19 protein-coding genes are annotated in these 26,450 nt (G+C 58.9%); 12 read left to right on the top strand and 7 right to left on the bottom strand.

What is annotated here, in order from left to right:
• Positions 1 to 45: 45 nt before the first annotated feature.
• The 3 genes from Thiofri_RS12975 to Thiofri_RS12965 form a co-directional block, all read right to left on the bottom strand.
• Entirely contained in the window at positions 46 to 1,428 is a 1,383-nt protein-coding gene (locus Thiofri_RS12975; RefSeq protein ID WP_009149745.1) for an IS4 family transposase, read from the bottom strand.
• Positions 1,425 to 2,306 carry a DUF4338 domain-containing protein gene (locus Thiofri_RS12970; RefSeq protein WP_009149744.1) on the bottom strand — a complete coding sequence of 294 codons (882 nt, stop codon included), beginning with the start codon at positions 2,304 to 2,306 and terminating at the stop codon, positions 1,425 to 1,427. The genes Thiofri_RS12975 and Thiofri_RS12970 overlap by 4 nt, the downstream gene beginning before the upstream one ends.
• An 89-nt stretch (positions 2,307 to 2,395) precedes the next feature.
• Positions 2,396 to 4,246, bottom strand: a complete 1,851-nt coding sequence (locus Thiofri_RS12965; RefSeq protein WP_009149743.1) for a SpoIIE family protein phosphatase — start codon at positions 4,244 to 4,246, stop codon at positions 2,396 to 2,398.
• 267 nt (positions 4,247 to 4,513) lie between these two features.
• On the opposite strand from Thiofri_RS12965, the gene Thiofri_RS12960 reads away from it, so the two are divergent.
• The 10 genes from Thiofri_RS12960 to Thiofri_RS12915 all read left to right on the top strand — a co-directional run bounded on the left by Thiofri_RS12960 (position 4,514) and on the right by Thiofri_RS12915 (position 16,686).
• Positions 4,514 to 4,801 carry an NHLP leader peptide family RiPP precursor gene (locus Thiofri_RS12960; protein WP_009149742.1) on the top strand — a complete coding sequence of 96 codons (288 nt, stop codon included), beginning with the start codon at positions 4,514 to 4,516 and terminating at the stop codon, positions 4,799 to 4,801.
• A 187-nt stretch (positions 4,802 to 4,988) separates the two neighbouring features.
• Positions 4,989 to 5,237 (top strand): NHLP leader peptide family RiPP precursor, encoded by a 249-nt coding sequence (locus Thiofri_RS12955; RefSeq protein WP_009149741.1) that lies wholly within the window; start codon positions 4,989 to 4,991, stop codon positions 5,235 to 5,237.
• Between the two features lie 626 nt (positions 5,238 to 5,863).
• Positions 5,864 to 7,573 (top strand): uracil-xanthine permease family protein, encoded by a 1,710-nt coding sequence (locus tag Thiofri_RS12950; RefSeq protein WP_009149740.1) that lies wholly within the window; start codon positions 5,864 to 5,866, stop codon positions 7,571 to 7,573.
• A 62-nt stretch (positions 7,574 to 7,635) separates the two neighbouring features.
• The gene (locus tag Thiofri_RS12945) at positions 7,636 to 7,926 is read left to right on the top strand and encodes an NHLP leader peptide family RiPP precursor (protein ID WP_009149739.1); all 291 of its coding nucleotides are present in this window, start codon (positions 7,636 to 7,638) and stop codon (positions 7,924 to 7,926) included.
• Positions 7,927 to 8,474: 548 nt separating this feature from the next.
• Positions 8,475 to 8,723: an NHLP leader peptide family RiPP precursor gene (locus tag Thiofri_RS12940; protein WP_009149738.1), complete on the top strand. Its 249-nt coding sequence runs from the start codon at positions 8,475 to 8,477 to the stop codon at positions 8,721 to 8,723.
• A gap of 646 nt (positions 8,724 to 9,369) precedes the next feature.
• On the top strand, positions 9,370 to 9,654 hold the full coding sequence (locus tag Thiofri_RS12935) for an NHLP leader peptide family RiPP precursor (RefSeq protein ID WP_051023890.1): 285 nt from the start codon (positions 9,370 to 9,372) through the stop codon (positions 9,652 to 9,654).
• Between the two features lie 258 nt (positions 9,655 to 9,912).
• Positions 9,913 to 10,215 carry a hypothetical protein gene (locus tag Thiofri_RS12930; RefSeq protein ID WP_190275825.1) on the top strand — a complete coding sequence of 101 codons (303 nt, stop codon included), beginning with the start codon at positions 9,913 to 9,915 and terminating at the stop codon, positions 10,213 to 10,215.
• 2 nt (positions 10,216 to 10,217) lie between these two features.
• Positions 10,218 to 11,480: an NHLP bacteriocin system secretion protein gene (locus Thiofri_RS12925; protein ID WP_009149734.1), complete on the top strand. Its 1,263-nt coding sequence runs from the start codon at positions 10,218 to 10,220 to the stop codon at positions 11,478 to 11,480.
• Positions 11,477 to 13,675, top strand: coding sequence for an NHLP family bacteriocin export ABC transporter peptidase/permease/ATPase subunit (locus Thiofri_RS12920; protein ID WP_009149733.1), 2,199 nt, complete (start codon positions 11,477 to 11,479; stop codon positions 13,673 to 13,675). Before Thiofri_RS12925 ends, Thiofri_RS12920 begins: the two co-directional genes overlap by 4 nt.
• Positions 13,676 to 13,680: 5 nt before the next feature.
• Positions 13,681 to 16,686 carry an NHLP bacteriocin export ABC transporter permease/ATPase subunit gene (locus Thiofri_RS12915; protein ID WP_040856038.1) on the top strand — a complete coding sequence of 1,002 codons (3,006 nt, stop codon included), beginning with the start codon at positions 13,681 to 13,683 and terminating at the stop codon, positions 16,684 to 16,686.
• 89 nt (positions 16,687 to 16,775) lie between these two features.
• On the opposite strand, the gene Thiofri_RS12910 is transcribed toward Thiofri_RS12915, so the two are convergent.
• From Thiofri_RS12910 to Thiofri_RS12900, 3 genes are all read right to left on the bottom strand, one after another.
• The gene (locus tag Thiofri_RS12910; protein ID WP_323705224.1) at positions 16,776 to 19,649 is read right to left on the bottom strand and encodes an ATP-binding protein; all 2,874 of its coding nucleotides are present in this window, start codon (positions 19,647 to 19,649) and stop codon (positions 16,776 to 16,778) included.
• Entirely contained in the window at positions 19,630 to 21,996 is a 2,367-nt protein-coding gene (locus Thiofri_RS12905; RefSeq protein WP_323705223.1) for a CheR family methyltransferase, read from the bottom strand. The genes Thiofri_RS12910 and Thiofri_RS12905 overlap by 20 nt, the downstream gene beginning before the upstream one ends.
• A gap of 217 nt (positions 21,997 to 22,213) precedes the next feature.
• Positions 22,214 to 22,942, bottom strand: a complete 729-nt coding sequence (locus Thiofri_RS12900) for a response regulator (protein WP_009149726.1) — start codon at positions 22,940 to 22,942, stop codon at positions 22,214 to 22,216.
• 667 nt (positions 22,943 to 23,609) lie between these two features.
• Between Thiofri_RS12900 and Thiofri_RS12895 the strand changes: the two genes are divergently transcribed.
• Both Thiofri_RS12895 and Thiofri_RS12890 read left to right on the top strand, forming a co-directional pair.
• Entirely contained in the window at positions 23,610 to 24,107 is a 498-nt protein-coding gene (locus tag Thiofri_RS12895; RefSeq protein ID WP_040856032.1) for an STAS domain-containing protein, read from the top strand.
• 68 nt (positions 24,108 to 24,175) lie between these two features.
• Positions 24,176 to 25,243, top strand: coding sequence for a diguanylate cyclase domain-containing protein (locus tag Thiofri_RS12890; protein ID WP_009149722.1), 1,068 nt, complete (start codon positions 24,176 to 24,178; stop codon positions 25,241 to 25,243).
• A gap of 39 nt (positions 25,244 to 25,282) precedes the next feature.
• On the opposite strand, the gene Thiofri_RS12885 is transcribed toward Thiofri_RS12890, so the two are convergent.
• A complete protein-coding gene (locus Thiofri_RS12885) occupies positions 25,283 to 26,446 on the bottom strand; it encodes a response regulator (RefSeq protein WP_009149720.1) in 1,164 nt (387 codons plus the stop codon).
• Between the last annotated feature and the right edge of the window lie 4 nt (positions 26,447 to 26,450).

Below are 26,450 nucleotides of genomic sequence, written 5' to 3'. Positions count from 1 at the left end.
GCAAATTCGGTGACAGATCGACTGACCTGCTCAATGATCATACCATTACCCATAACTATCCCCGACGCTGCGGTATGCCTCCAGCGCCATCACAAAATCGGGGATGCGCTGCAAGCCAATCCAGAGCGTCTTCGGCCCCGGAAACCCATCGGATTTGCGGTTGAGAAAGCCGCCGAGGCTGGCAACCATGCGCACGATGGTGTCGAGCGAAGGCGGCTGTTCGGGTGGTGCTTGGCGTTGGGTGACCAGATAAACCGCTTTCCATTCTTCTTCGGCAAAGACCGCATCGCAAGGCAACTCCGGGCATTCGCGCCCGAGCATGGTCAGATGCAACACCCGCCAGGCGATGATCATGTAGAAGGCGAGCGCCGGCTCGAGGCGTTCGCGGGTTTCTAACTGAAGCTCCTCAATGCGGCAGCCGCTTTTTAAAATTCGGAAAAAAATCTCCACTTGCCACCTGCAAAGATACCAGGAGAGCTTCTCGATGGCCTGCTCGGCGGTTTCTACCGCCATATTGGTCAGCAACAGCCAGTTAAGCGGTTCCTCGCCGGCGGGTGGATTGACCTCGGTGGCGAGCAAGGCCGTGACCGTGACATCGGCCAAGGTGCGATCCGGACGCCTAGGCGCCTTTAGGGTCACGCGCACCACCTTCACCTCCTGCTCGACCTGACGCGCCTTGGCCCCCTTGGTGGCGGGACGCTCGAAGGTGATCTCGGTGAGCACCGGGGCGGCGTCCAGGGCCTCATTGAGCTTTCTGCCATCGGCCAGGCAGCGGTCGCGATGCTGCACCCGCACCAGCCAATCCGCGCTGTTCTCAGGGATAGGGGCCTCGACGAACAGGTCGTAAATATCCCCCTCGCGATCAGCGATGTAGGTCAGGCGCGTGTCGGTCAGTGTCTCGGCCAGCTCATTGACACGCCCGTAGCCATCGACCCAGCGCACGCTCTCTTTCTCCTCCAGCGGGCGCAATGGGTCTTTGTCCTGGCCTAAGCTCCCGGGCTCGCGCGTGAAGGTGTGCAAGTCGAGCAACCCCAGTGCGACGCGCTCGGGCGTGAGCGCCAAGGTGGGATGGATGTACATCCCATAGCGGCTCTCAAAGTTCAGCGGCCCAAGACCGGCGATGCCTTTTTTGGTTGTATAGTCCAGCTCGCTGGTATCTTGAATGCAAAGCACCCGGGGATGTTCGCGCAGACGCGCTTGGGTGCAGGCGACATGGGGGGCGAGCACCTGCTTGGCGGTGGCCCGGTCATGATCGAAAAAACGATAGGCGGCACGGGTCTCATCCCAGCCGTTACAGGCCCCCGGAATGCTCTGTGTTGGCTTGGCGCCGAGGGTTTCGATCAACTGCTGGGCACGGTGATTGAGACGCCGATCACCCAGGGAGATGTCTTGGAGCTCGGATGCCAATTTGGATTCAGGCGCCATCATGCCACCACCCCCAGGGCGGTGCGGAAGTTGGCCGCCAGCGGATAGACATAGACCGCTTTGCGCGGCAGCGCGGCCTGATGGGTGCGGTCGGTTTTGCCCCGTCCGGTGGTCTCGCCGAGAGACTGCCAGTTGGCGGCACGATAACAGGTGCCCGCAAAGCGCGGGGTCTCGACGAAGGTCTCCAGCAGCACGACGCGCTCGCCGTAGCGGGCGGGGAAGTCGACGGCTACTTGTCGCGCGGCCACGGACAGGACCTTGGAGGCGAGGTGCTTGACCTGCACCCAGGGCAGGATGAGGAAGCGGGCGTTGTTGAGCACCCGCCCCAGCTGCGCTTGGCGCTGCGCGGGCGTCCAGCCAATCCAGCGGTCGCGGGCGGCGACTTTCCAGGCCGCCGCCCCAAAGCCGATGGCGCCGAGTAGGCCGCCATCCCACTGGATCAGGTAGCGCAGCTGCGCACCGGGCAGTGGGCTGTAGCCGAGGTAGTGATAGCATTCGATCAGGCTATTCCATAAGTGCGAGGTACGCCGGTCACTGACGGGCGCCAAGTGCAAGCCGCTGAGGGTGCGCAGCGGACCAGACACCGGGACCGGCTCGGGCCAGGTCTCGGGGCGCGCGAGGTATCGGCGCCCATTGCCATTGCCGCAGCTCGGCGGTGGGAGTTCGATAAGACCGGCGCGATGCAGACGCAGCAACCCCACGCGGGCACTCATGAGCTTTGGGCGGCCTTGGATATCGGTCCAGTCCAGCGCGCGACACACCCGCCGCGCGATCTCCGCGCGCAGCGGCGGCTGCGCCAGTGCGATTTCGTGGCGAATGCGCGCTAAGTCGGTTTCGTTGAAGGGGCGCCCACATAAGCGACTTGGAATGCCTTGGTCCATTGTCTTTCGTCCCGTCGGTGATGATGGGACGGCATCTCAGCAGATCTCGGTAGCTGTGTCCAGCCCTGGACGACGCTGGGGGCGGGGAGTTATGGGTAATGGTATGGCTCAATGATATCAGCAGCATTTTGTGTTTCTACCTGGGTCATAAAGTTGAGCAGTCGTGCATCGGAATAGAGTTCATCATTTATATTCATCGCTTCTGTGACGCCGTCGGTGTAGAGAAATATCGTGTCTCCTGGGGCCAGAGTCAGGTACTGAGTGGTGTATTCGATATCGGGCAAGGCGCCGGCAATCGGTTCGCCCATGGTTTTCAGGTAGGTCGTCACCCCCGCTTGTCTCAGAATGGGTGGATTGTGACCGGCGCAGCAGTAACTCACTTGGCCGGTACGAATGTCTAGAATAGCCAGAAACAATGTGACGAACATGCAGGATTCATTGTCCTCGGCCAGGTCATTATTGACCTTTTCAATAATCCGGTGAGGGTCGGAGTCTCGTTCAGCCATCACCTTGATCAGGGTCTTGGTGATGGCCATAAAGAAGGCTGCCGGTACACCTTTGCCAGAAACATCCCCGATGTTAAAACAGACGTGGTGCGGATCAATAAAAAAGAAGTCGTAAAGATCGCCACCCACTTCTTTGGCTGACTTGAGGCTGGCAAAAATATCAAATTCCTCATACTCGGAAAACGCTGGAAAGAGTTTCGGCAGGATGCCCATCTGAATGTCACGGGCGATCCGTAATTCTGACTCTATCCGCTCTTTGTGAATTGTGGTTTGTTCCAGATTAGCGACATAGGCATGTAGCGACTTCTGCATGGTATTCAAGGAGTCAGTCAGTTGGCCCACTTCATCTTTAGATTGCGCGGATGGTAGAGTCGCGTAAAGATTGCCTCCAGCAATTTCAAGTGCACCATCTGAAAGAGTCCGAATGGGCTGGGTAATGCGTCTGGAAATCCATAACACGGCCAGGGTGAGTACGACAAAACCGGCAAGACCGATTAGTAGCGTATTGCGCGTTAATTCGTGTACGTGAGTTAAAACCTCATTGGTCGGGAAGAGAAACCCAAGCGACCAGCCGCCAATGGGCAAAGGCATATAGAACAAAAAGCTTTCTTTTTTGTCACGGAAGCTCGGACGCACAATGAAATCCGTCTTGCCGGCAATCATATTGCGGCCGATCTCAGTCAACTCTTCACTCTGCAACCTGTCGGCGAGTGAAAAAATCGTTTCATTTGATACCAATTGCTGGACCGGATGGTAGATAAAGGTCCCGGAAGCGCTGAGGATTAAAGTGTAGCCGGTTTGGTAAAGCTTGAAGCCCGACATCATCTCCTGCAACCAATCAAGGGTGATATCCGCGGTAACGACACCGGCGAAATGCGTGCCTCCCTTATCTGCACGATAAAAGGGGACTGAATAGGTGACCATGAGCGACTTAGAGCCGACGGTGTCGTAATAGGGTTCTGACCAGACTGGTACCCCCTTTTCTTTACAAACTTTATACCAGTGTAGCTCAAAATAGTTTTCATCAGGACCGCCGATCATAATGCTTTTAATTTCATCCTGATCGCGGTAGCTGTAAGGGGAAAAAAACCGCTTATCCTTGGATAATTCGTATGGCTCAAAGGCGATGGCCATGCCGAAAAGATCCTGGTTGTTATTCACCACACGCTGAGGCAGCAAGCTGATTTCTTCACTCCTCAGCGAGCTGTCTTCCATTGCCAGGGCAATGTTTTGTGCCGCTTGCTCGACAGGCTTAATTAGTGCGGCAATTCTGTTGGCGGCCTCTCTGCCAAGGGTCCGGCTGCGCTCTTCTGCTTGTTCGACAATAACGTGTTTCGAGAACAGGTAGGTGTTGGTCAATACTGCCCCAAGAATCAGGGCTGAAACACCAAGCACAAGAACTGTCAACTTAAGGCCTAAACTTTTAGAGATCATCGTTATGGACTGCTGTAGAGAGTGTCATCGTCATCACCTCAGAAGGTGTGCTTCGCAGCGGTGGTCGGTCAGTTTGATCATTCAGTCGATTTAACAATATACGAAGTGATGCTTTGCATCTAGCTTTTTGGCGGGAATGTTCTATCCTTGGCCTGTTCGGCACAAGTAGGCTGCTGCGTCCTGATAGAGTCAAGCAGTCCTGGTTCTGCTCCTCGCCAGAATCGCCGCTTCGGGTTGGGAAACGATTTTCAAATACGGGAGAACACGATGAAAGAACAATCCACACAGTACCAGCAGCTGATAAATAAGTGCTGGGCCGACGAGGCCTTCAAGCAGCGGCTCCTGGCAAAGCCGGCTGAGACGCTCAAAGACGAGGGGTTTGAGCTGCCCGAGGGAGTTCAAGTTCAGGTCGTGGAAAACACCGCGCAGGTCTTGAACCTCGTTATCCCCATCCGGCCTACAGAACTCGCAGATGATGAGTTGGCTGGTCTGGCGGCAGGTCAAGGGTCTGAGAGCGCGATTCCATTGGCTTTGAATGCGGGTTTTGCGATATAGGGATTTTCAATGGTATGGAGCGAAGCCGTTGCTCGATACTATCTTCTTGACGCTGGCATTATCCTTGGCGGATCGGATGCATGGGGGCTGTGCCGCGTCCTGATCTGATCACGCGGTCAGGGTTCTGCTCCTCGCCGTTACCGCAGCGAATGACCCGAAAGGTCATCATCAACTACTGGAGAACATCATGAACGACCAACTCAAACAGTATCAGCAACTCATCAAAAAGTGCTGGACTGACGAGCCCTTCAAGCAGCGGCTGTTGGCCGATCCGGCCGGGACGCTTAAGGCGGAGGGTATTAATGTGCCCGAGGGAACTCGGATTCAGGTGTTGGAAAATACCGCGCAGGTCATGAATCTGGTCATTCCTGCCTGCCCAACGGATGTACCTGACAACGCGTTGGAGGCGGTGGCGGGTGGCTTTATGACTCGTTGACTGCGGGGGAGAGGGTAGGTCGGGTTCTGATCTGTTCAGGCGGTCCGGGTCCGGTCCCCTGCTCCTCGCCCGAAACGCCGCAGGTGATCTGAGGGGGCACCATCAACCACTGGAGAACACCCTGGGTAGATATGGAGATAAGTTGTTTTAGTTTGAAGGGGGATATGGACGTGATGTAAATGTCGAGGTGTCAGCGCGCAAGGGCGGGCGCAGATAGGGCCACAGAACCCGGCTTTCCTTGAACCGGTGACACCCCATCCGCGTGGAGCCGGAGGCCGTTCAGCGTTGGCGGATACTGTTGCCGGTGAGGTGAAGCCGTTTCGTGCTGTGACCCAGACCCAGGTGAATCGCCCATTGGTTCAGACTCGGATGAGCCTGCCGCGCAGCTCTCCGTATGGAACGTCCGCTGAAGGAGGCGTTGTCATTACTCGCTGGCGCCGGTTGAACATCCGCACCTGGCCGTAATGTAGCGCTCAACATAATGGCCGAGTGCGGTCGCCAGGAGTTGTCAAAGAGTCAAAGTCTGCAGGCAAGTAAGCGCCAAGTATGATGAGCGATGCGGGCTAGCGCATCTCCCGCAAGAGGTGTTTAGGCAAAAATGTCATGAAAAACCAGACGCGTACCCGATGAATCACAGCATGAAACCAACCTCTTTGCTCTATGGGCTTGAAGATCGTCCACCCTTGTTGATCAACGCATTTCTTGGTTTGCAACATTTCAGCATCATAGCCATTTCCTTTGTACTTCCCATTCTCCTTATCCACGAAGGCGGCGGCACCACCGATCAGGCTGCCTTTGTTATCAGCATGTCTATGCTTGCAGGGGGCATCGGCGTCATTGTTCAATCTTTACGTAAAGGTCCGGTGGGATCAGGCTATCTCTGTCCGCAGTTATGCGGCCCGTCCTATCTGGCTGCGTCCTTTCTTTGTATGAAAACCGGCGGCCTGCCGCTCGTCTTTGGCATGACCGCTTTTGCCGGAGTAATCGAAGCACTTTTCTCCCGCGCAATACACAAGCTCCGTGTGCTCTTTCCCACCGAAGTGACCGGACTTATCGTGGCTATGGTTGGCATAACGGTCGTCAAAATGAGTGGGCAGAATTTCCTCGACCTCGATCCATCCGGTGCAATCAATGGTCAAGGGGCAATGATTGGTGGTATCACCCTTGCAATCATGGTCGGCCTTAATGTTTGGACACAGGGGAAGGTGAAGCTGTTCTGTGCCCTCATAGGCATGGTGGCTGGTTATACAGCAGCCATGCTTTTCGGCGCATTAACAGTCCAAGAGATTAGCCATGCCATGTCACGTCCGGTTATCTGGTTTCCATTCTCCATCCACCCAGGTTGGGCCTTCGATGTAAATATGGTTCTGCCCATAATTATCGCGATGGTCTGCTCCAGCCTCAAGAGTGTTGGAGATATAACCACCTGCCAAAAAATCAATGATACTCAATGGAAACGTCCAGACATGGACAACATTCAAAAAGGCATCCTAGCTGATGCGGTGGGATGTTTCTCGGCGGGCGTATTCGGCGGATTTGGTCAATCGACATCCTCCACCAATATTGGTCTAACCATTGCCACTGGAGCCACCAGCCGCGCCATTGCCTGGAGTACTGGGATAGTTCTCATCATGCTGGCATTTTGTCCAAAGATCACCGGAATTTTTGCGATCATGCCGCGTCCCGTGGTGGGTGCAACTCTTGTATTCGCACTCGGCTTTATGATTGTGGCAGGTATTCAGATTATCATGTCCAGAATGCTCGATGGCAGGAAAACATTTATCATCGGCCTGTCCATAATTTGCGGTCTAACGGTAGATCTATTGCCTCAAGCGTTCGCGGACCTGCATCCTATCCTCAGGGCCATCTTCTCTTCCTCGCTTTCCGCAGCTACAATCTCAGCTCTCGTCCTTAACCTGATCTTCCGCATTGGCATCAAAGCAAAAGCCTCTCTCAAGCTTGAGTCAGACACGCATTACCATCAGGCTATTGCCACTTTTATGGAAAAGCAGGGCGGCGCCTGGGCGGCCCGTCCTGAAGTGATTAAGAAGGCCACCGCCGCCACCATCGAGTATGTTGAGGCCCTTGGATATCTCGAGACAGTCTCCTCCGTTACTGACATTGAGGCTTCTTTTGATGAGTACAATCTTGATATCTGCATTACCCATCTTGGAAATGCACCAGGGCTTCCGGAAACAGCTCCGTCGATGGGTGAGATTGTTGAATCCGATGGTGCGCGTCAACTAGCTGGCTTCCTCGTCCGCTCATGGGCAGACAAAGTTGTAACCAAATGCGTGGGAGAAGAGACGCAAACAAGGCTGCACTTTAAACACTAATACCCAGCAGAGAATTTCCTAAAATTCTAATGGATACCTAGGGTCTTCTATAGGAGAACACTATGAATGACCAAGCCAAACAGTATCAGCAACTCATCAATAAGTGCTGGGCCGACGAGGCCTTCAAGCAGCGGCTCCTGGCCAACCCGGCCAAGACACTCAAAGACGAGGGGGGGGAGGTGCCCGAAGGCATCCGGATTCAGGTAGTGGAAAACACCGCGGAGGTCTTGAATCTGGTGATTCCGATTAGGCCAACAGAATTATCTGATGAGGGGTTGGGCGGCGTAAGTGGTGGGATTGTTGGTGGCGGCATGGTATGCCCGACCGACCGCAGACCTGGCGTGCGTGGGTGAAACGCATGTGGGAGAGAGCGAGACAGCGATGCAGAACGCGCCGAGCTTTAGCCTGGTGGCACCCACCCGCGCGCAGCCGGAGGCCGCTCAGCGCGGGCGGATACGATTGCCGGTGAGGTGAAGTCGTTTTAGCACGGTGACCCAGACCCTGGTGAATCGTCCCTTGGTGCTGACGTGGCCGCGCAGCCCGCCATGCAGCCATCGATACCAACGCCACACGGTCTGCCGCAGCCGATAGAGATCGGCTCCTTGCTCATGAAGCCGACGCGCACGGGTGATGAGTCGGTCGATGGACTGCTGGGCGGGCCGCAGTTTCCGGCCCGGTCGGAAGCGATACCCCAGGAAATCGAACCCCCTAGCAGTTTTACCGATGAAACTCCAGTGAGAGAGAACGACCAGCAAGGATAGCCATTTTAGTTGTCTGACCACTGCGAAGCGGGCATGCTAACTGGGCCAGCGCGCCGCTGCTGAACGGGATGTTTGCCTCCAGGGTGGGGAATTCCATGACGGCGCGTTACTCAACTCACGAATGTCTATCGGAGAACACCATGAACGACCAATCCAACCAATACCAACAACTCATTGCCAAGTGCTGGGCGGATGAGGCCTTCAAGCAGCGGCTTCTGGCCGATCCGGCAGGAACCTTGAAAGCGGAGGGCGTCGCGGTTCCTGATGGCGTGAAGATCAATGCCTTAGAAAACACCGCGCAGGTCTTGAATCTGGTGATTCCTGCCCGGCGGACGGATTTAGCGGATGAAGAGTTGAGCGGCACGGCGGGAGGTACAGGATATACTTGATTTAAAAATATAGAGGAAAATCAGAACAATAGTTATTTTAGATAACAAAGAATGAATCACCGGTAAATGGTAATTTTGTTTAAATGAGTTGAACAAGATAGATCCACGCGCGGCGGGGAAGCCAGGGCGCAGAACGCGCCTGGCTGTGGTCAAGCGACACCCTACCGTGCGCGGCCGGAGGCCGCTCAGCGCGGGCGGATACGGTTGCCGGTGAGGTGAAGTCGTTTTAGAACGGTGACCCAGACCCTGAGGAATCGCTGTTTGGTGCTGACTCGCCCGCGCAGCCCGCCATGCAGCCATCGATACTAACGCCACATGGTCTGCCGAAGCCGATAGAGAGGGGCTCCTTGCTCATGAAGCCGGCGTGCACGAGTGGTGAGTCGGTCGATGGACTGCTGGGCGGGCCGCAGTTTCCGGCCCGGTCGGAAGCGATACCCCAGGAAATCGAACCCCCTAGCAGTTTTACCGATGAAACTCCAGTGAGAGAGAACGACCAGCAAGGATAGCCATTTTAGTTGTCTGACCACTGCGAAGCGGGCATGCTAACTGGGCCAGCGCGCCGCTGCTGAACGGGATGTTTGCCTCCAGGGTGGGAAATTCCATGACGGCGCGTTACTCAACTCACGAATGTCTAACTGAGAACACCATGAACGACCAAGCCAAACAGTATCAGCAACTCATTGCCAAGTGCTGGGCCGACGAGGCCTTCAAGCAGCGGCTTCTGGCCGATCCGGCAGGAACCCTGAAAGCGGAGGGCGTCGTGGTTCCTGATGGCGTGAAGGTCAATGCCTTAGAAAACACCGCGCAGGTCTTGAATCTGGTGATTCCTGCCCGGCCGACGGATTTAGCGGATGAAGATCTCTCAGAGGTGTCGGCGGGAGCGTTGTTGATACGGCCCTTTGTGCATCAAAATTTTACTATATTTATGTAGATGCGGATGTTGATCCACGCGCGGCGGGGAAGCCAGGGGCAGAACGCGCCTGGCTGTGTTCCAGCGACACCCCAACCGTGCGCGGCCGGAGGCCGCTCAGCGCGGGCGGATACGGTTGCCGGTGAGGTGAAGCTGTTTCAGTATCAAGACCCAGACCCTGGTGAATCGCCCCTTGGTGCTGACCCGGCCGCGTAGCCCGCCATGCAGCCATCGATACCAACGCCACATGGTCTGCCGGAGCCGATAGAGAGCGGCTCCTTGCTCATGAAGCCGACGCGCGCGGGTGGTGAGTCGGTCGATGGACTGCTGGGCGGGCCGCCGTTTCCGGCCCGGTCGGAAGCGATATCCCAGGAAATCGAACCCTCTGGCGGTTTTGCCGATAAAGCGCTTGTCCGGATGGACGCTGAGCCTCAGCGCCGCGAGCACAGAGTGCACACCATAGATGCCAACACCACATGGTCAGCCGGAGTCGATTCGGAGCCTTTTGCCGCCGCTTCGGGAACTGGCAACTATTCGAATACTCAGGTGGGTGATTTCACCCTGGCATCCCGAGCAAACTGACCATGCTATTTCGTCCGCAGGTTCTCGCAAAAGTCACCGATCCCGATCAACTCGATCAGCTTCTGAGCGTCGTCCGCCCTCGGCATGTGCTGGGGTTCGGCGTTGTTGCTGCTGTTATGGTCGCGGGCTTGATCTGGAGCATCCTGTCCACGGCGCCGGTGATTGTCGGTGGCCCTGGCGTTTTGCTCTCGTCCGCTGGTGTGGCGGCGGTGACCGCCCAGGGCAGCGGGCATATTGACGCGATTTTGGTTCAGCCTGGTGATGCGGTCACTCTGGGCCAACCAATCGCCAGAATTCGCCAGCCCGAGCGGCTTGATGAGCTTGAGGCGGCAGAGGATGAGGCCCGCGATGTCAATGATCGGTATGAGCTTCTGCAAACCGAGTTTGCGGCCCAGGATCAACTCCAGACGGACTTGATGGCGCGTCTGCGCGCGGCGGATGCGGAGCGCATTGCGACTCTGGAGAAGCAGCGTGCGGTGCTGGCCAAGCGCAGTGAGGGTGAGGCCAGGTTGCAGGGTAAGGGCATGGTGAGTGCGGTCAATCAGTTCGAGACGGCGCAGCTCTTGGCTCAGGTGGAGCATGAAATCGCGACCGCGCGGAATCGCATGGTCGAGACGTCGCTGCAGCAGGAGCAGGACGCGGCTCGGCGACACCAGGAACTGGCGGAGCTGCGTATCCAGTCACTGAATCTGCGCCGTCGCGCCGCCAATCTGCGCCGAGAGTATGATCGGGACGGTCAAGTGCTCGCCACCGCGACGGGGGACCTCGCCGAACTGGGCGTTGATGTGAACGATCCCGTCACTCCCGGACAGGTCATTGCACGGCTGTTGGTCGATGGCGCGGAGGAGGCACCGCTGACCGCCGTTGCCTATTTGCCGGCTGGCGACGGAAAAAAGGTCAAAATCGACATGCCGGCGCGGGTTTCGCCCTCGACGGTGAAGGTGGAGCTTGACGGCTATATTCATGGCCGTGTGATTCGGGTCGCGGAACTGCCTTCTAGTCGCGAAGGCTTGATGCGCCGCCTCAAGAATGCCGTGTTTGTGGATGAGATTCTCAGCTCTGGCACCCCATTCGAGGTAGAGGTAGAGTTGCAGCGCGATGCAACGACACCTAGCGGGTACGCATGGACTTCCGGCCAAGGCCCTGACATCCCGATTGAACCCGGAACCTTGGCCCGTTCCGAGGTGGTGGTGGAGCGTATTCATCTGATCAGCCTCTTGTTCCCGGCGATGGAATACGTCTACGGCTGGTTCCGCGCGCTATGAGCGCCCGCAAGCCGGTGGTTGGTGTGGTGCGCACGCCCACCATCCTGCAAATGGAGGCCCTGGAGTGCGGCGCTGCCGCCCTGGCCATGGTGTTGGCGCATTATGGGCGCTGGGAGCCGCTGGAGAAGTTGCGGCTGTTATGCGGGGTCTCGCGAGACGGCAGTAAGGCGATCAATCTCGTTAAGGCGGCCCGCGTTCTTGGATTGAAGGCGAGCGGCAAACGCCTGGAGCCGGACGATCTGGCCAGCTTGCCGGTGCCGGCCATTTTGTTTGTCGGCATGAACCACTTTGTAGTGTTCGAGGGGGTGAGCAAAGGGAAGTTTCAGCTCAATGACCCCGCGGCCGGTCGGCGGCTGCTAACAGCCAAAGAATTCGACGAACTCTTTACCGGCTTGGTGCTGGCATTCGAGCCGACCGACGCCTTTCAGCCGGGTGGCACAGCGCCATCTATCCTGCCCAGCCTGTGGGCGATGGCTCGACAGTCGCTCTGGCCGCTGGGCCTGTTGGCCTTGGCAGGTCTGCTGCTGGCTGTTTTCAGCATCCTGATGCCGGGGCTGCAGCAGATCTATATTGATCGCATCCTGATCGAGCAGCTGGACAATTGGGTCTATCCCCTGGCGATCATTCTGGCGGTGATCGCGCCGGTGATGGCCTTTCTCACCTGGCTGCATGCCCGACTCATTGCCGCGCTCAACGCCAAACTCTCCATCGTCTTGACTAGCCGACTGGCCTGGCGCGTGTTGCGTCTTCCGGTGCTGTTTTTTGGTCAGCGCTACGCGGGCATGATCAGCGCTCGGGTGGGGTTGGCAGATCAGCTGGTGCTCACCCTGACCCAGAGCCTGTCCCAGGTGCTGAGCAATGTGGCACTCGTGCTGCTGCTCACGCTGCTGATGTTGCAGTACAGCGTCTCCCTGACGCTGATCGTCATCGGCATGAATCTATTCAACGCGCTGCTTTTCCAACGCCTGCGCAAGAGTCTGGGGGAAGCCTCGGAGAAGGTCGCCATGCAGACCGTAAAGATGGGTGGCAAGGTGATGCAAGGGGTGCGCATGATGGAAACCCTGAAATCCACCGGCACCGATGATCTGTTTTTCTCGCAGTGGTCTGGGCTGCAGGTGCTCTACATTAACGCGCAGCAAGCGATTGCCAAGCGCGAGGCGCTGATTGCGGGACTGCAAACCTGGTTGGCGAGTCTGACGGCGGCGCTGGTGCTGGTGGTGGGGGGCTACTACACCATGACGGAGCAGTTCTCCATCGGCATGCTGGTGGCGTTTTCCGTCATCACTGTGCTGTTCAATCAGCCGGTGACTGTGTTAGTGAGCTTGGCTGGCATGCTGCAACAGACCCAGGGCGCCATTGCCCAATTGGACGACACCCTGGGCTATCCCCTAGCGCGGGAATTTGATGAGCTTGAGACGGACACCAAGACGAACTTCGCCGAAGCGTCCCAGCGGCCCACAACGGCGCCGTTACGCCGGTTGAGCGGGCAAGTGCGCCTTGAGGCCATCTCCTTTGGCTATGCCCCGCTTGATCCGCCGCTGATTCGGGATTTTTCCCTGGAGATGACGCCCGGCAGCCGGGTTGCGCTGGTGGGAGGCTCTGGCAGCGGCAAATCGACTGTGGGTAAGTTATTGACCGGCCTGTTGGAGCCCCAAGCCGGACAGATTCTGTTCGACGGGCAGCCCATGACGAAAATCCCGCGCGATATTCTGCGCAACTCCCTGGCCGTGGTGGACCAGGATGTGGTGTTGTTTGAAGGCAGCGTGCGCGACAACATTAGTCTATGGGATGACACCCTGCCGCAGGAGCATTGGGTGGCGGCGGCCAAGGATGCGCAGATTCACGATGTCATCGTCAGTCGTCGAGGCGGCTATGACGCCCCGGTGGGAGAAAATGGTCGGAATCTGAGCGGCGGTCAACGACAACGCCTGGAGATCGCCCGCGCTCTGGCCGGCAATCCGACGCTCTTGGTTTTGGATGAGGCGACCAGCGCCCTGGATACCCTGACCGAGGAGGCGATTATGAACAACCTGCGCCGCCGCGGCTGCACCTGCCTGATCATCGCCCATCGGCTCAGTACCATTCGGGATTGCGATGAGATTATTGTGATGCACCAAGGCGATATCCTGCAACGCGGCACTCATAGCCAGCTGATTGCCGAAGACGGCGCCTATCGGCAGCTGATTGAGACCTGAGTCCAATGGATGCTTCCGGCGATGATCCAGGCGCTGTTCCAACGGGCACTCCAGTGAGTGCGCCAGAGGGTGCGTCAGTGAGTGCGCCAGTGGCTGCACCAGAAGATGCAATAGAATGGCCAGAGCGCTTGCTGCGGCAGGGCAGGGCGGAGCGACTTGGTGGACATCAGCCAATCCGCCTGTCTGATCTCAATCGCGCCTGGCTGGTACGTCAAGGCCAGGTTGAGCTGTTTCTGGTCAGCCTGTCCCCTGACGGCGTTGAGGGCACGCGGCATTATCTGGCGACGGTGCCCGCAGGTGGGCTGCTGCTGGGGATTGGGCTAGACGACTCGGCAGACTTTGTCTTGCTGGCTGTGCCCCATGTGGACACAGATCTTATTGAGTGGCCCTTGGCCTTGTTGTCGGCTGAATCCGCCGCGCCTGATGTCCTGCCCGCCCTGGTCCCGGCATTGGAGCATTGGCTGCGCGCGCTGAGCTGGGGCATGTCGCGCTGGGTGACGCCGCTCCCGGTGGTGGATGTGGGCATTGGCACCGATGAGAGGCTCTCGATCCCTTCCGGTCGGCGTTGCACTGCGCAACAGGTCCTGATCTGGATTCGCCTGGCGCCCGAGGCAGGGCTCTTTCTCGACACCCAGGAAATCGACTCAACGGCGGATGAGGTGACCTTTCCCCTCGCCGCCGAGGCCTGGCTATGGACCATGACGGCGCTGGAGCTGCATGGCCGATCAACAGCCGCCGCCTTGCGCGACGGCGATGCCTGGGACGGCGTTGCCACGCTGCATCGCTTGCTGTTTGAGACGGCCTCGATGAACCTCATGCTGGGCAATGCCGATGAGTACAACCGACTCATGGCGCGCCGTGTTGCGACTGAGGCCGAACGCGATCACGCATTCTCCGACTTGATGTCGGTCACGGCGCCGCGCCCCCGGTTGGAGGCGACGCCGGTGCGGGGCGACATTCCCTTGGTCGGTGCCATGCGGCTGGTGGGCCAGGCGTGCGGATTCCAGATCCAAGTCCCGGTTGAGCTCAAGTCTGATGATGCGCTCACCTTAGAGAACATTGTGCGGTTCAGTCGGCTGCGTCAGCGCACTGTCACCTTGCGCGATGACTGGTGGCAGGGGGATTTCGGCGCGCTGCTGGCGTTTGAAGCCGAAACCCAACGGCCCTTGGCGCTCCTGTACACCGACCAGGGGCGCGCCCAGTTGATTGACCCGGCCGATGGTCAGGAACTGGACTTTGAGACCCATCGGCAGCGACTCGCGCCCGAGGCCTTCGAGTTCACCACCCACCTGCCGTTTCGGGCCATGGGATTCCGCTCCCTGTTTGGTTTCGCCTTCGCGCGCGGTTGGCGCGACGCGGTCCTGATGTTGGTGATGAGCGCCATGGCCGGGATGATGACCCTGGCCATCCCGGTGACAACCGCTTACCTGATCGACACGGCCATACCCAACCATGAAGTGGGCCACTTAATTGAGATCGGCGTTGTTTTGGCGGTGCTTGGTGGCACCGCCTTCGTCGTCGACTATGTGGCGACCTTAGCTTTTACTCGCGCCGAGAGCCGCATGGGCCGCGCGTTGCAGTCGGGTCTGCTTGACCGGGTCTTGCGCCTGCCCATGAGGTTCTTTCAGAATTTTTCCGCCGGGGATTTGGCCAACCGCGTGATGGCGATGACGCAGATCCAGACGCTGCTTTCAACCGGCGCGGTCAATGCCATCCTGAGCGGCATTTTCGGCCTGGCCGGCTTTCTGCTCATGTTCTATTACGACGCCCGGCTGGCCCTGTGGGCGCTGGTGCTGACCCTGGTGTATCTCATCCTCAGCCTGGTGATCAGCTATCTGCGACTGCGCCAGGAGCGCGCTCTGGCGGGCCTGATGGGGGACTTTAGCAACATCCTGCTTCACTTGATTCTTGGTGTTGCCAAGATTCGACTCGCCGCTGCCGAAGACCGCGCCTTTGCCCGCTTGGCCAGTCCCTATGCCAAGAGTCGTCGGCATCAGTTGCGCTCCCAACGCCTGGGCGCCTGGCAATCCGCGCTCAACCAGGTCCTGGCCTTGATCGGGCTGCTGATCTTCGTCCTGCTGATTGGCAAACCCTCGCAAGCGCCCAACCTCATCGCGATTGGGGCCTTCTCGGCGCTACTGGTCGCTTTCCAGCAATTCTCCGCCAGCCTCTCGATGATGGTGATGGTGGCGACTGGCCTGATCGCCATCCAGCCACAGGTGGAGCGCGCCCGCCCTCTGCTCACGGCGGTTCCGGAGGTGAGCGAGGAGCGCAAGGACCCTGGCGCGCTGTCCGGGGCCATTGAGGTCTCCCATGTCAGTTTTCGCTATACCCCGAACGGACCGCTGATTCTTGACGATGTCTCGCTGGAGATCGAGCCCGGGCGCTTTGTCGCCCTGGTCGGTGCCTCCGGGTCCGGCAAGTCCACGCTGCTGCGCCTCATCATGGGGTTTGAGTCACTGGAGTCCGGCGGGATTTTTTTCGACGGGCAGGCGCTGACCAGTGTCGATGCCACCGCAGTGCGACGACAAATGGGGGTGGTGATGCAGAACGCGCAGCTGATGCCGGGCTCTCTCTACCAGAACATTGTCGGCACCAGCGGCGGCAGCCTGGACGACGCCTGGGAAGCGGCCACCCAGGTTGGTCTGGCCGATGACATCCACGCAATGCCCATGGGCATGCAGACCGTCATCATGGAAGGCGGCGGAGCCCTGTCCGGTGGACAAATGCAACGCCTGATGATTGCCCGCGCCATCGTCAACCGCCCCAAGGTCTTGCTGCTGGATGAGGCCACCAGCGCGCTGGATAATCGCACCCAGGCCGTGGTCACGGAAAGCCTGGACCGATTGCGGGTCACCCGCATCGTCGTCGCGCATCGCCTCAGCACAGTGGTCAATGCCGAGCGCATCCACGTCATGGACGCCGGTCGCATCGTCGAGTCGGGAAACTATGCAAGCCTGATGCAGGCCAACGGGCAATTCGCCCGCCTGGCGGCGCGGCAGATGGTTTAGCGAGGGCTGCTGTTGATCAATCCCCCGTCGAGACCGTCGAGGAGGGATGGAAGGCGGTCTATCACCAGTCTCGTTGGCGATTGACTGCGCTATTCACCGGCTATGCGCGCGTTTTGACCGCCATCTACAGGGGCGGGCTCTAGCAGCGCCAGTGCTTCGGTGAAGCGCAGTTTGCTGATCTCGCGCCCAAGCGCCTCGGTGCGCGTCTCGCCCAGTATCTTGTTTAGCTCCGGGCGCAGTCGGTCGAAATGGGCCAGGGCGTCGAGGTTATTGGCGTGCAAGATGGCTTTCAGGGCGGGTAGCGTTTTGAGTTTTGCGTCTGGAGCTTCCGACGCTTCTTGCGGGGCTGCTTTGGCCTGTGTTGCGCTGGCGGTTTGGGCCGGATACGCGGCTGTGCTGGCCGCGATTAGCGGGGCCATTTGTTTGGCCAGCTCCTCCAGTGGTCGCGCTAGGTCGGTCTCCTCCGCCTCGATAGCGTCTTCCAACACTTTGGCGGTATCCATGATTTCAGACGCTCCGAGAATGCTCGCATTGCCGCGCAGGCTGTGCATCAGGCGGCTTGCAAGCGCGCGGTCGCCGATCTTTAGGGCTTCGCGGGTGTTCGTCAAGATGGACGGGCATTCGTCGGCGAAGAGTGATAGCAGTTTCTCAAATAGAGCCGGGTTTCCGCCGGTGATCCGGATGGCTTGGACAGGGTCGATTCCGGGGATTGCGGGTAATGGTTCGGCAGCCTTGGTCGAGGGGGGCGGAGAGCTGGGGCTAGGGGTTGGTTCGAGCCTCATGCATTGGCGCAGGGTGGCAATCATCTGCTCCGTATCCAGCGGTTTGATCAAGACCGCGTTCATTCCTGCTCGGCGCGCGGCGGCTTGCTGCGCCGGCAGCACGCCCGCAGTCAAGGCGACGATGGGCAGTTCGGTCAGCCCAAGCTCGCTGCGGATGCGTCGGGTTGCGGTGAGGCCGTCCATTTCTGGCATTTGCACATCCATCAGCACCAGGTCGAAGTCGCCTGGGCCCGAAGAGAGCAACTCCAATGCGTTGCGGCCATCGGTAGCCAGGGTGACGCTAGCCCCCTCCAGGGCGAGCAGGCGCTGGCCGACCTCCTGATTCATGGCGCTGTCGTCCACCAGTAGCACCCGCGCTGAAGCCAGACGCGGTTCGCCGGTATAGACGGGTGCGGTCGGCGCAAATACCTCCGGCTTCTCGCTCGTGCGCTCAAAGGTGAGATCGAACCAGAACAGGCTGCCGATGCCCGGCAGGCTTTCCGCACCAATCGTGCCGCCCATGATATCGACCAGACGTCTGCAAATTGACAGGCCGAGTCCGGTGCCGCCAAAACGACGCGTCACGCCAACGCTACCTTGGACGAAGGGCTCGAACAGATGTTCCAGGATCTCAGGTGGGATGCCGATGCCGGTGTCGACCACTTCGAAGCGCAGACTGACCGCTTTGGTGGTCTCTTCGAGCAGCGTGATCTCGACCCGCACTCCGCCGTGCTTGGTGAACTTGATGGCATTGCCCACGAGATTGATCAGGACTTGCTTCAGTCGCCGCGCGTCGCCGAGCAGAGCGCCTGGGACTGCGGGTGCCGCACTGATCGCGAGCCTGACCTCTTGTTGCTGAGCCGCACTCGACAGCAGCGCTAGGACGGCTTCCACCACCGAGGACAGCGCGAAAGGACGCTGTTCGAGCTGCATTGCTCCCGCCTCGATGCGCGAAATATCCAGGATGTCGTTCAGAATCTCCAGCAGCGAGCGTCCGGCCATGCGCACTTGGCGCACTAAATGGAGTTGCTCGGAATCGAGGTGGGTTCGTTCCAGGACTTCCGTCATTCCCAGCGCCGCGTTCAGCGGTGTGCGGATCTCATGGCTCATTTGCGAGAGGAAGTCCGTCTTGGCGCGCGCGGCCTGCTGGGCGGCTTCGCGGGCCTGGGACAGCTCGGTGATGTCGTAGAGGGTGTTGAGTCGCTGATCGTCGCCCAGTTCCGTGACCAGAATAATCACGTTTGCCTCGCGGCCATCCTGGCAGCGAACTGTGATTTCGAAGGGGCTGCAGGGTTTGCCCGACTGCGCGCTGGTTGCTGTGCGTTTGCGAAGCTTGGCCAGAATTCGCGCGCGCTTGGCCGGTTCGGGGGCAGCCCGATTCCACCAGTGGCTCCAGGTGGGAATTTCGTCAAGGGCGTAGCCGAAGGTCGCGACGAACGCGGGATTGAGGTGATCGACGCAGCCGCTCTTTTGGGTGATGGCCAGCGGTACGGGTGATGCGTTGATGACCGCGTGTGCTCTTGCCTCACTCGTGCCCAGGTCGACGTTGACGCGCAGCATGTCCTCTTCGGCCTGGCTGCGCAGGGCATCCAGCTGTTTATGAACGTCGATATCGTTCAGGACGACCAGGCAGTGCGCTTCGCTCTCACGCTCCGGTTGCAGAGACAGCGCCAGTGCCGCCCACAGGCTGGAGCCGTCGGGACGCTGAAGGCGCAGTTCGCATTGCTGCTGGGGCGCCTTGGCGTTGAGTTGTCGACGGCAGAGATAGAAGATGTCCTGGTCGTCCGGTTTGATCCAGTTCGACAGGCGGCGGTTGATCAGCGCCTGGCGGGGTAGGTCGAGGAGCCGGGCGGCGGCGAGGTTGGCTTCTGTGATGAGGCCGCCATCATTTAAGGCGACATAGCCGACGGGGGCGAGGTCGTAAAGCTCAAAATAGCGAGCGCGAGAGGCTTCTAGCTCCGTCTGGGAGCGGCGCAGTTCCTCGTTTTGAATTTCCAGCTCAATCTGATGGACGCTGAGTTCGTGAATCAGCTGTTGGCTGGCTTCGCGTGTCAGGGGCTCGGAGGGTAGCTTGCCCCGCGCGACTAGGCGGGCCTCGGCGCGGGCGCGCAGGTCGAGGCTGGACGCGGGCGCGCTGGCGCTGGCGGCTGCCGGCGCCAGCGGTGTTTCCGGGTGCTGGGCGTCATTTGTTGTTCGGCTCAAGCGGGCCTCCCGTCGGTGGCGCGGTGTCGGGTTCCACAGGGGCGTTCATGTCTTCGAACGCGAGCAGGATGTGCCCCTTCTGGTCGCTCATGGCTGACAGACGGCGGGCGTTGATTTGCATGACGCGGTGGCCGAGCCGGGGGAAATCATGCGCAATGCGATAGTCGTCAAGGCTTGCACCAGAAGCTTGAATCTTCTCGATCAGCTCGCGCAGGGCGGGGATGTCCCATTGGCCATTGCCGAGCTCAAACAGGGGGTGGCCCAAGGTTTCGGACTCGGTGAGCTGAAAATGCCGATAAAACGCCCGGTTGGCCGAGATCAGCACCGTTTCGCCATCAAGGATGATCAGGGGCTCGCGCACGGCATCGACAATGCCCTCGGCGAAGGTGCGCGCGTTGTGCAGATCGTCTTCCATGCGCTTGCGGCTGGTGATGTCGACGAAGGTCATGACCGCGCCCTCAATCACATTGGTCAGGGTGCGGTAGGGGCCAATCCGCATCAGGTACCAGGTGTTATCCAGTGCCTGCACGGACTTCTCGATGGGTACCAGGGTTTGCAACACTGAATCAATGTCTTCCTCAAGGGTGCTGTAGCCGATCAGGTTCGAGACGATATCGCCCACCGGGCGACCGGTATCGCCAGGGATAAGCTTGATGATTTTCGTCATCGCTGGTGTAAAGCGGCTGATGCACCGGCGATCATCGACAAAGAGCGTGGCCACCCCGGTGCCCGCGAGCAGGTTGTTCATGTCGTCATTGGCGCGCGAGAGATCGGCCACCTTGGTTTGGAGTTCAACGTTTACGGTCGCTAGTTCTTCGTTGACCGATTGCATTTCCTCGTTGGTCGAGTTCAACTCTTCGTTAGAGGTCTCCATTTCCTCAAGTGTTGCTTGGAGATATTCCTCGTTGGCGCGCAGTTCCTGCTCGAGTTCGGCAATGCGGTGGTCCGCTTGCGCAGGGGCGGGCGGAGATTCCGCGCGCCCGGTTTCCGCGCTCGGCTTTGGCTTCGGGGTCGCGTCGGTCCTGCCATCAGAGGGCGTTTTCGCGCCCGCATCGGTGCTGGCAGCCGGAGTTGTCTGCTGGGTTGTGGGACCGTTTGTATTGGGTGCCGGCTCGAAGAAGCTCAAGTGGTAATAAGCCGGGTCGTCGCCCGCTCTGCTGCTCGGAACGAACTTAACCGGGCGGATAAAGTGATTGACGCGCGTTCTTTGAGCACTAGAAGGCAGCTTCTCCGTTACCGGTTTCACAGGACGCCTGAGTGTAAGTTCTCCAATGGTCGGCGCAGACATGCCGGAAATGGGATCGAGCCGGGAAAAGATCTTCCATTTGCGATCCACTGCCGTGAACATCATCAAGGCATCGTCGATGGTTTCTGAACTGCCAAGAAAGAGTACCCCGTTTGGATTCAAGGCGTAATGAAACAGCGGGATGATTCGGCGTTGCAGGTTTCCATCTAGATAAATCAGCAGGTTGCGGCAGCTGATGAGGTCGATTCGAGAGAATGTGGGGTCGCGAATGAGATCTTGCTCCGAAAACACTAGAAGGTCGCGAATCACTTTCTGAATCCGATAGACGCGGGCCTCCGTGTCGAGCGTGAAGAATCGCTGAAGACGCTCAGGCGAGACATGGGTCGTGATATTGATCGGGAAAGTCCCCGCGCGTGCCTGAGCAATGGCCCTTGCATCCAAATCAGTGGCAAAAATTTGCACTGGTAGGTTCTGGTTGAGCGCTTCCAAGTGCTCATGCACCAGAATCGCGATGGAATAGGCCTCCTCGCCGGAGGAGCAGCCGCACACCCAGATGCGCACTGTGCGGTGTTGGAGTTTACGCGCGAACAGTTTGGGAATAACTTCAGTCTCCAGCACCGCAAAGGCCTCTGGATCACGAAAGAAGTTGGTGACGCCGATGAGTAGGTCGTGGAAGAGCGCCAGAATCTCTTCCGGCTCGCGTTGCAAGTGGCGGACATAGTCCACCTGCTGCTCGATCTGGTGCAGGGCCATGCGCCGTTCGATACGGCGCACCAGGGTGCTGTGCTTGTATTGGGAGAAGTCGTGACGGGTAGCGTCGCGCAGTAGCAGGCATATATTGGTCAGCGCATCCTCGGTCTTGGCGACCGGGTTTTTCTTGTCCGGCGGCTGACCGAAAGCCCGCGCGAGGTAGGTCATCAGGCGTTCGGGCATTTCCGCCGGTGACAGCACCAGATCCGCCAGGCCGGTGGCGATGCTGCTGCTGCGCGGCATGCCGTCATAGGCCGCCGTGTCGGGGCTCTGTGCGACAACCAGACCGCCAGCGCCTTTGATGGCGCGCGCGCCCAGAGTGCCGTCGCTACCCGTGCCGGAAAGCACCATGCAGATGGCGCGCTTTCGGGCGTGGTGGAGGAGTCTTCGGGTGCCGGGGGCGGGGCTTTTGTTGCTGGAGGGGCGCCGGCGGCAGAGGGGACGGGCGTCGGTGGTGCGTCGGTCGTCGTGATGTCTTTGGGATTGTTGGAATCGGAATGCATTTTGGAATCGACCTGAAAGAACCGGAGTGTCTCAGCTCAGTGTAAAAGAAAATCTGACTCAGGTCTTAATGCTGCTCCAGTACCCACTGTACAGCGTAGCGTGTCAGCTCACCGCTGTTTGAAAGGTTGAGCTTGCGTTTGATCTTCGCGCGATGGGTTTCAATGGTTTTGACACTCAGATCAAGCTGTTCGGCAATTTTGGAGGCACTCAGGCATTTTCCGAGCAGCATGAACACTTGTAGTTCGCGTGGGGTGAGATTGCCGACTGAACCCTTGCTGCCTTTGGCTGGGCGGCCAGATAATTTGTGCAGCAGGAACTGGGTGATGTCTTCGCTCCAGTAGCTGCTACCAGAGAGGACTTTTCGGATTGCTGTTACCACTAGAGTGGTTGCCTCCGCCTTATGGATGTAGCCGCTGGCACCGGCGGCGAGCGCACGCTCGGCGAATAGCGCTTCCTCGTGGATAGAGCAGACCAGCAGAGGCGGGCACCCCGGCAGCTTCGGCAATCGCTTGAGCAGGTCCAGTCCGCTGCCGTCGGGAAGCGTCAGGTCCAGGATGACAATGTCCGCTTGCGTGTGTCGAACAAGGTCCAGAGCCTCGCGGGCGGTGCCTGCCTCTCCACAAACAAAAAGATCCGGCTCCTGGTTAATCACCGTCGAGAGACCCGCGCGCACCAGAGGATGGTCGTCTACGATCAGGACCCGTCGGGCATTGCTCTTTGCGAGAGCTGAATGTGGGTGAGCTGAATGGCTTGGCAGGACGGCATGGGACGCTAGGGGTAAATTGGCTTGCATGGTGGCTTTTCTCGCGGCTGTTGCCAGCGTTTGGCAATCACGTTTGACGATCAAACTTGGCACAGGGCTTCACAATGAGACCAGAGTCATTTGTTATCATCGAATAGAACAATTCCAATCGGATAAGGCAATGTGCCAACCCCTGATCTTCCCCCCTCCGAAAACCATGATCAGGGATTCGCCTCGCAAGCTTTATCGATGTCAATTTTTGGAGTATAGGCCCAAAAAGACGATACAGGGGACCGCACGCGCCGGCGATGCCTAAGGGAAAGACTGATTTTTTCAGCATTTGAAATTTGAAGCCTTCTGCGAATCAGACACTGACCTGACAACTAAGGCCAAAAAAGTCTAACAAATCAGTTCCTCCTTAGCCCGGTCAGCAATGCCCCAAGTGCCGGCCGGGGACAACGCCTGACCCTAGGGGCAGCGCTTTGCCTATTACCCAAGCATCAGTTGTAGTCAATACTTTGTTTGCAGACAGAGAAAGTCGCTGGCGGCTCGGGCCTGCTCGATGATCCGAGCTTGGGTGGGTGATTATTCCGGACTCAAGGATCAGGACTTTGCCGATCACCCTTGGGGCGGCTTGGCCGGATACTTCCCAGATCAACGCCAAGGCGCAGAGACTCGGCGTCGGGGGATCTTTTCTATTGTACCGGGGGGGGTAGCGATGAAGCTTCGGAAGGGATTAAGCAGCGGGGCTTCGGCGGTTGTTGAAGCGTCAGTCAGCCCAGGCCCGTTCACCCGCGAGGCCATTTTTTGCCAGCCTTCGAGTCGACCGCTCAGCCACAGCGATCAGCAGGTGTTGCTGAGTCCCGAGCTGCAGGGTGAGCGCCGTCACCATTCAGGCGACATCGTGATGGGCGAGGAGCTGGCCTGGAACAGAAAATCCAATACGCTGGTCGTGCGCCTTGGCGAGCAGCTCGATCTCAGGCTCGTTGGGCTCATCCGTCGGGCGATTGAGGCGCTCTTGACGGTTAAGCCGCTAACCCTGGTCGTTGATCTGTCTGCGACGGAAAAGGTGTTTGATTCTGGTGTGACGCTGCTGTTGCTGCTGAATCACCATGCCGGGCATCTGCGAGAGCGGATTCTTCTTGCCAATTGTGGGCCCACAGTTTACTGCCGCCTGGCGCGTGCCGGGATTCTTCACCACTTCCGATGGAGTTGAGTATCGACGCACCATTGAGTATCGACGCACCATTAAGTGCAGGTATTCGCCCGTTGGGGAATATTCGTATGAATTTTGCAACCCCATCCGCGCGGCAGAAATGTCTTGCCCATTTTAGTGGCAACGGTGCTGGCGATGATGACCGTCCGCGGCTACTGATCGTTGACGATGAGCTGATCGCGATTCGGGTGCTGCATGCGGCGCTTGAAGGCATAGGGGAATTAAGGTTCGCCACCAGTGGTGCGGAAGCTCTGCGAAGCGTCGATTATGACAGTTTCGATCTGGTGCTGCTTGACGTGAAGATGCCGGAGATGGATGGTTTTGAGGTCTGTCAGATCCTGAAGCGCACACATCCAGAAATTCCGGTGCTTTTCGTGACAGCCGTAATGGGTTTTGACAGCGAGATTCTGGCGCTGGATGTCGGCGCCTGCGATTTTCTCAGCAAGCCGATCAATCCTCCATTGATTCGCGCACGGGTTTGTATGCATCTCAAGCTCAAGGCACAGCAGGACCGCCTGCGGATGCTCAGCGACCTGGACCCACTGACCGATCTTGCCAACCGGCGCGCTCTGGGTCTGCGTCTCAGCCAGGAATGGCGGCGCGCCGAGCGACAGCAGCAACCGCTGGGGCTGTTAATGGCCGATATTGACCATTTCAAAGCCTACAACGACCACTATGGGCATGTGTGCGGGGATACCTGTCTGCGCAAGGTCGCCCAACGGCTGGCCGCGACCGTGACACGCGCAGGTGACATGGTGGCGCGTTATGGCGGGGAGGAATTTGCCTTCCTGCTTCCCGGCAGTTCGCTGGCGGATACTGTTGCGCTGGCCGAAAAGAGCGCCGCTGCCGTGCGGGCACTGGCCATCCCGCATGCGCACTCAGACGCGGCACCCTACATCACCCTGAGCATCGGCGCGACCAGCTTCATCCCCAACGACTCTAAGCGCCCGATGCAGGCCACCGAGTCGTCCTGTTTGCTGGAGGCCGGCATTTGTGAGGCTCAGCCTTTGTTCGAGGCGGCGGATCAAGCGCTCTATGCGGCCAAAACCGCAGGGCGAGACCGGGTGTGCGTCTGGGAGGAAGCCCAGATCGATCCCGCTGATCACTGCGCGTACTGTACTGGTGCAAACGCATGAGATGCGATCAACTCAGCGCTTTCTTCGGCTAAGTTTCCGTTAGCATCCTGCGGTGCCAAATGCGCTGGCGATGGCTCCGGCTTTCTGCGTTAGATCGGCGTCGGTGTCTTGGTAGCGCGCGGCGATGGCTTGGAATTCGGTTTGCAACGCGATGAAGGCGTCGACAATGTCGGGGTCGAAATGCTGGCCTTTGCCTGCAATGATGATGGCGGCGGCTGTGTCGTGCGGCATCGCGGGTTTGTAAACGCGACGGCTGATCAGGGCGTCGTAAACGTCGGCAACGGCCATCAGGCGTGCCGATAGCGGGATGGCCTCGCCGGCGAGACCTTGCGGGTAGCCGGAGCCGTCCCATTTTTCCTGATGCGACAGGGCGATTTCCTTGGCAACGGAGAGGAAGGCGACGGGCATCCCAAGCCGATCCTCGGCGGCCTGAATCGCATTCCATCCCAGGGTGGTGTGGGTTTTCATGATCTCGAATTCCGCCGGCTCTAAGCGACCCGGCTTCAGCAGAATGCGATCGGGGATGCCGATCTTGCCAATGTCATGCAAGGGCGCGGATTTCCACAACACCTTGATGTAGTCCTCGCTAAGCTGCGGGGCTAAGCGCGGATGGCTGCGCAAATGCTCGGCCAGGACCTTGACGTAATACTGGGTGCGGCGGATGTGGTTGCCGGTTTCGTTATCGCGGGTCTCGGCGAGCGAGGCCATCGCCAGAATGGTGACATCCTGGATGGCCAGGGCCTCGCGGGTGCGGCGGGCGACTTCCTGCTCAAGAAAGGCCGCTTTGCTGCGCAGAAAATCGGCGCTGGCCTTGAGCGCGAGCTGCGCTTGGATGCGCGCGAGCATGATCGGCGGGCTGATTGGCTTGTGGAGGTAATCGACCGCACCCATTGCCAGCCCCTTTTCTTCGTTTCCCAGCCCAGAGCTTCCGGTGAGAAAGATGACCGGGATGTCCCGCGTGGCCGGGTCGGCCTTCAGTTGCCGGCAAACGTCGTAGCCGTCCATCTCCGGCATCATGATGTCAAGCAGAATCAGGTCCGGTTGCGGTTTGGTCGCCGCGATTCTGAGCGCCTTGACGCCATGGTTGGCGATCTTGATCCTGTAAGTGTCCTTGAGTAGTTCGGACATCAGGGACAGATTGTGGGGGCTGTCATCGACAATCAGCACCAGCGGTTGGTTGATCGGCTTGGGTTCGATGTCCATTGCA

This window comes from Thiorhodovibrio frisius (assembly GCF_033954835.1).
Lineage (GTDB): Bacteria > Pseudomonadota > Gammaproteobacteria > Chromatiales > Chromatiaceae > Thiorhodovibrio > Thiorhodovibrio frisius.
This window is presented reverse-complemented; position numbering and strand designations above follow the sequence as displayed.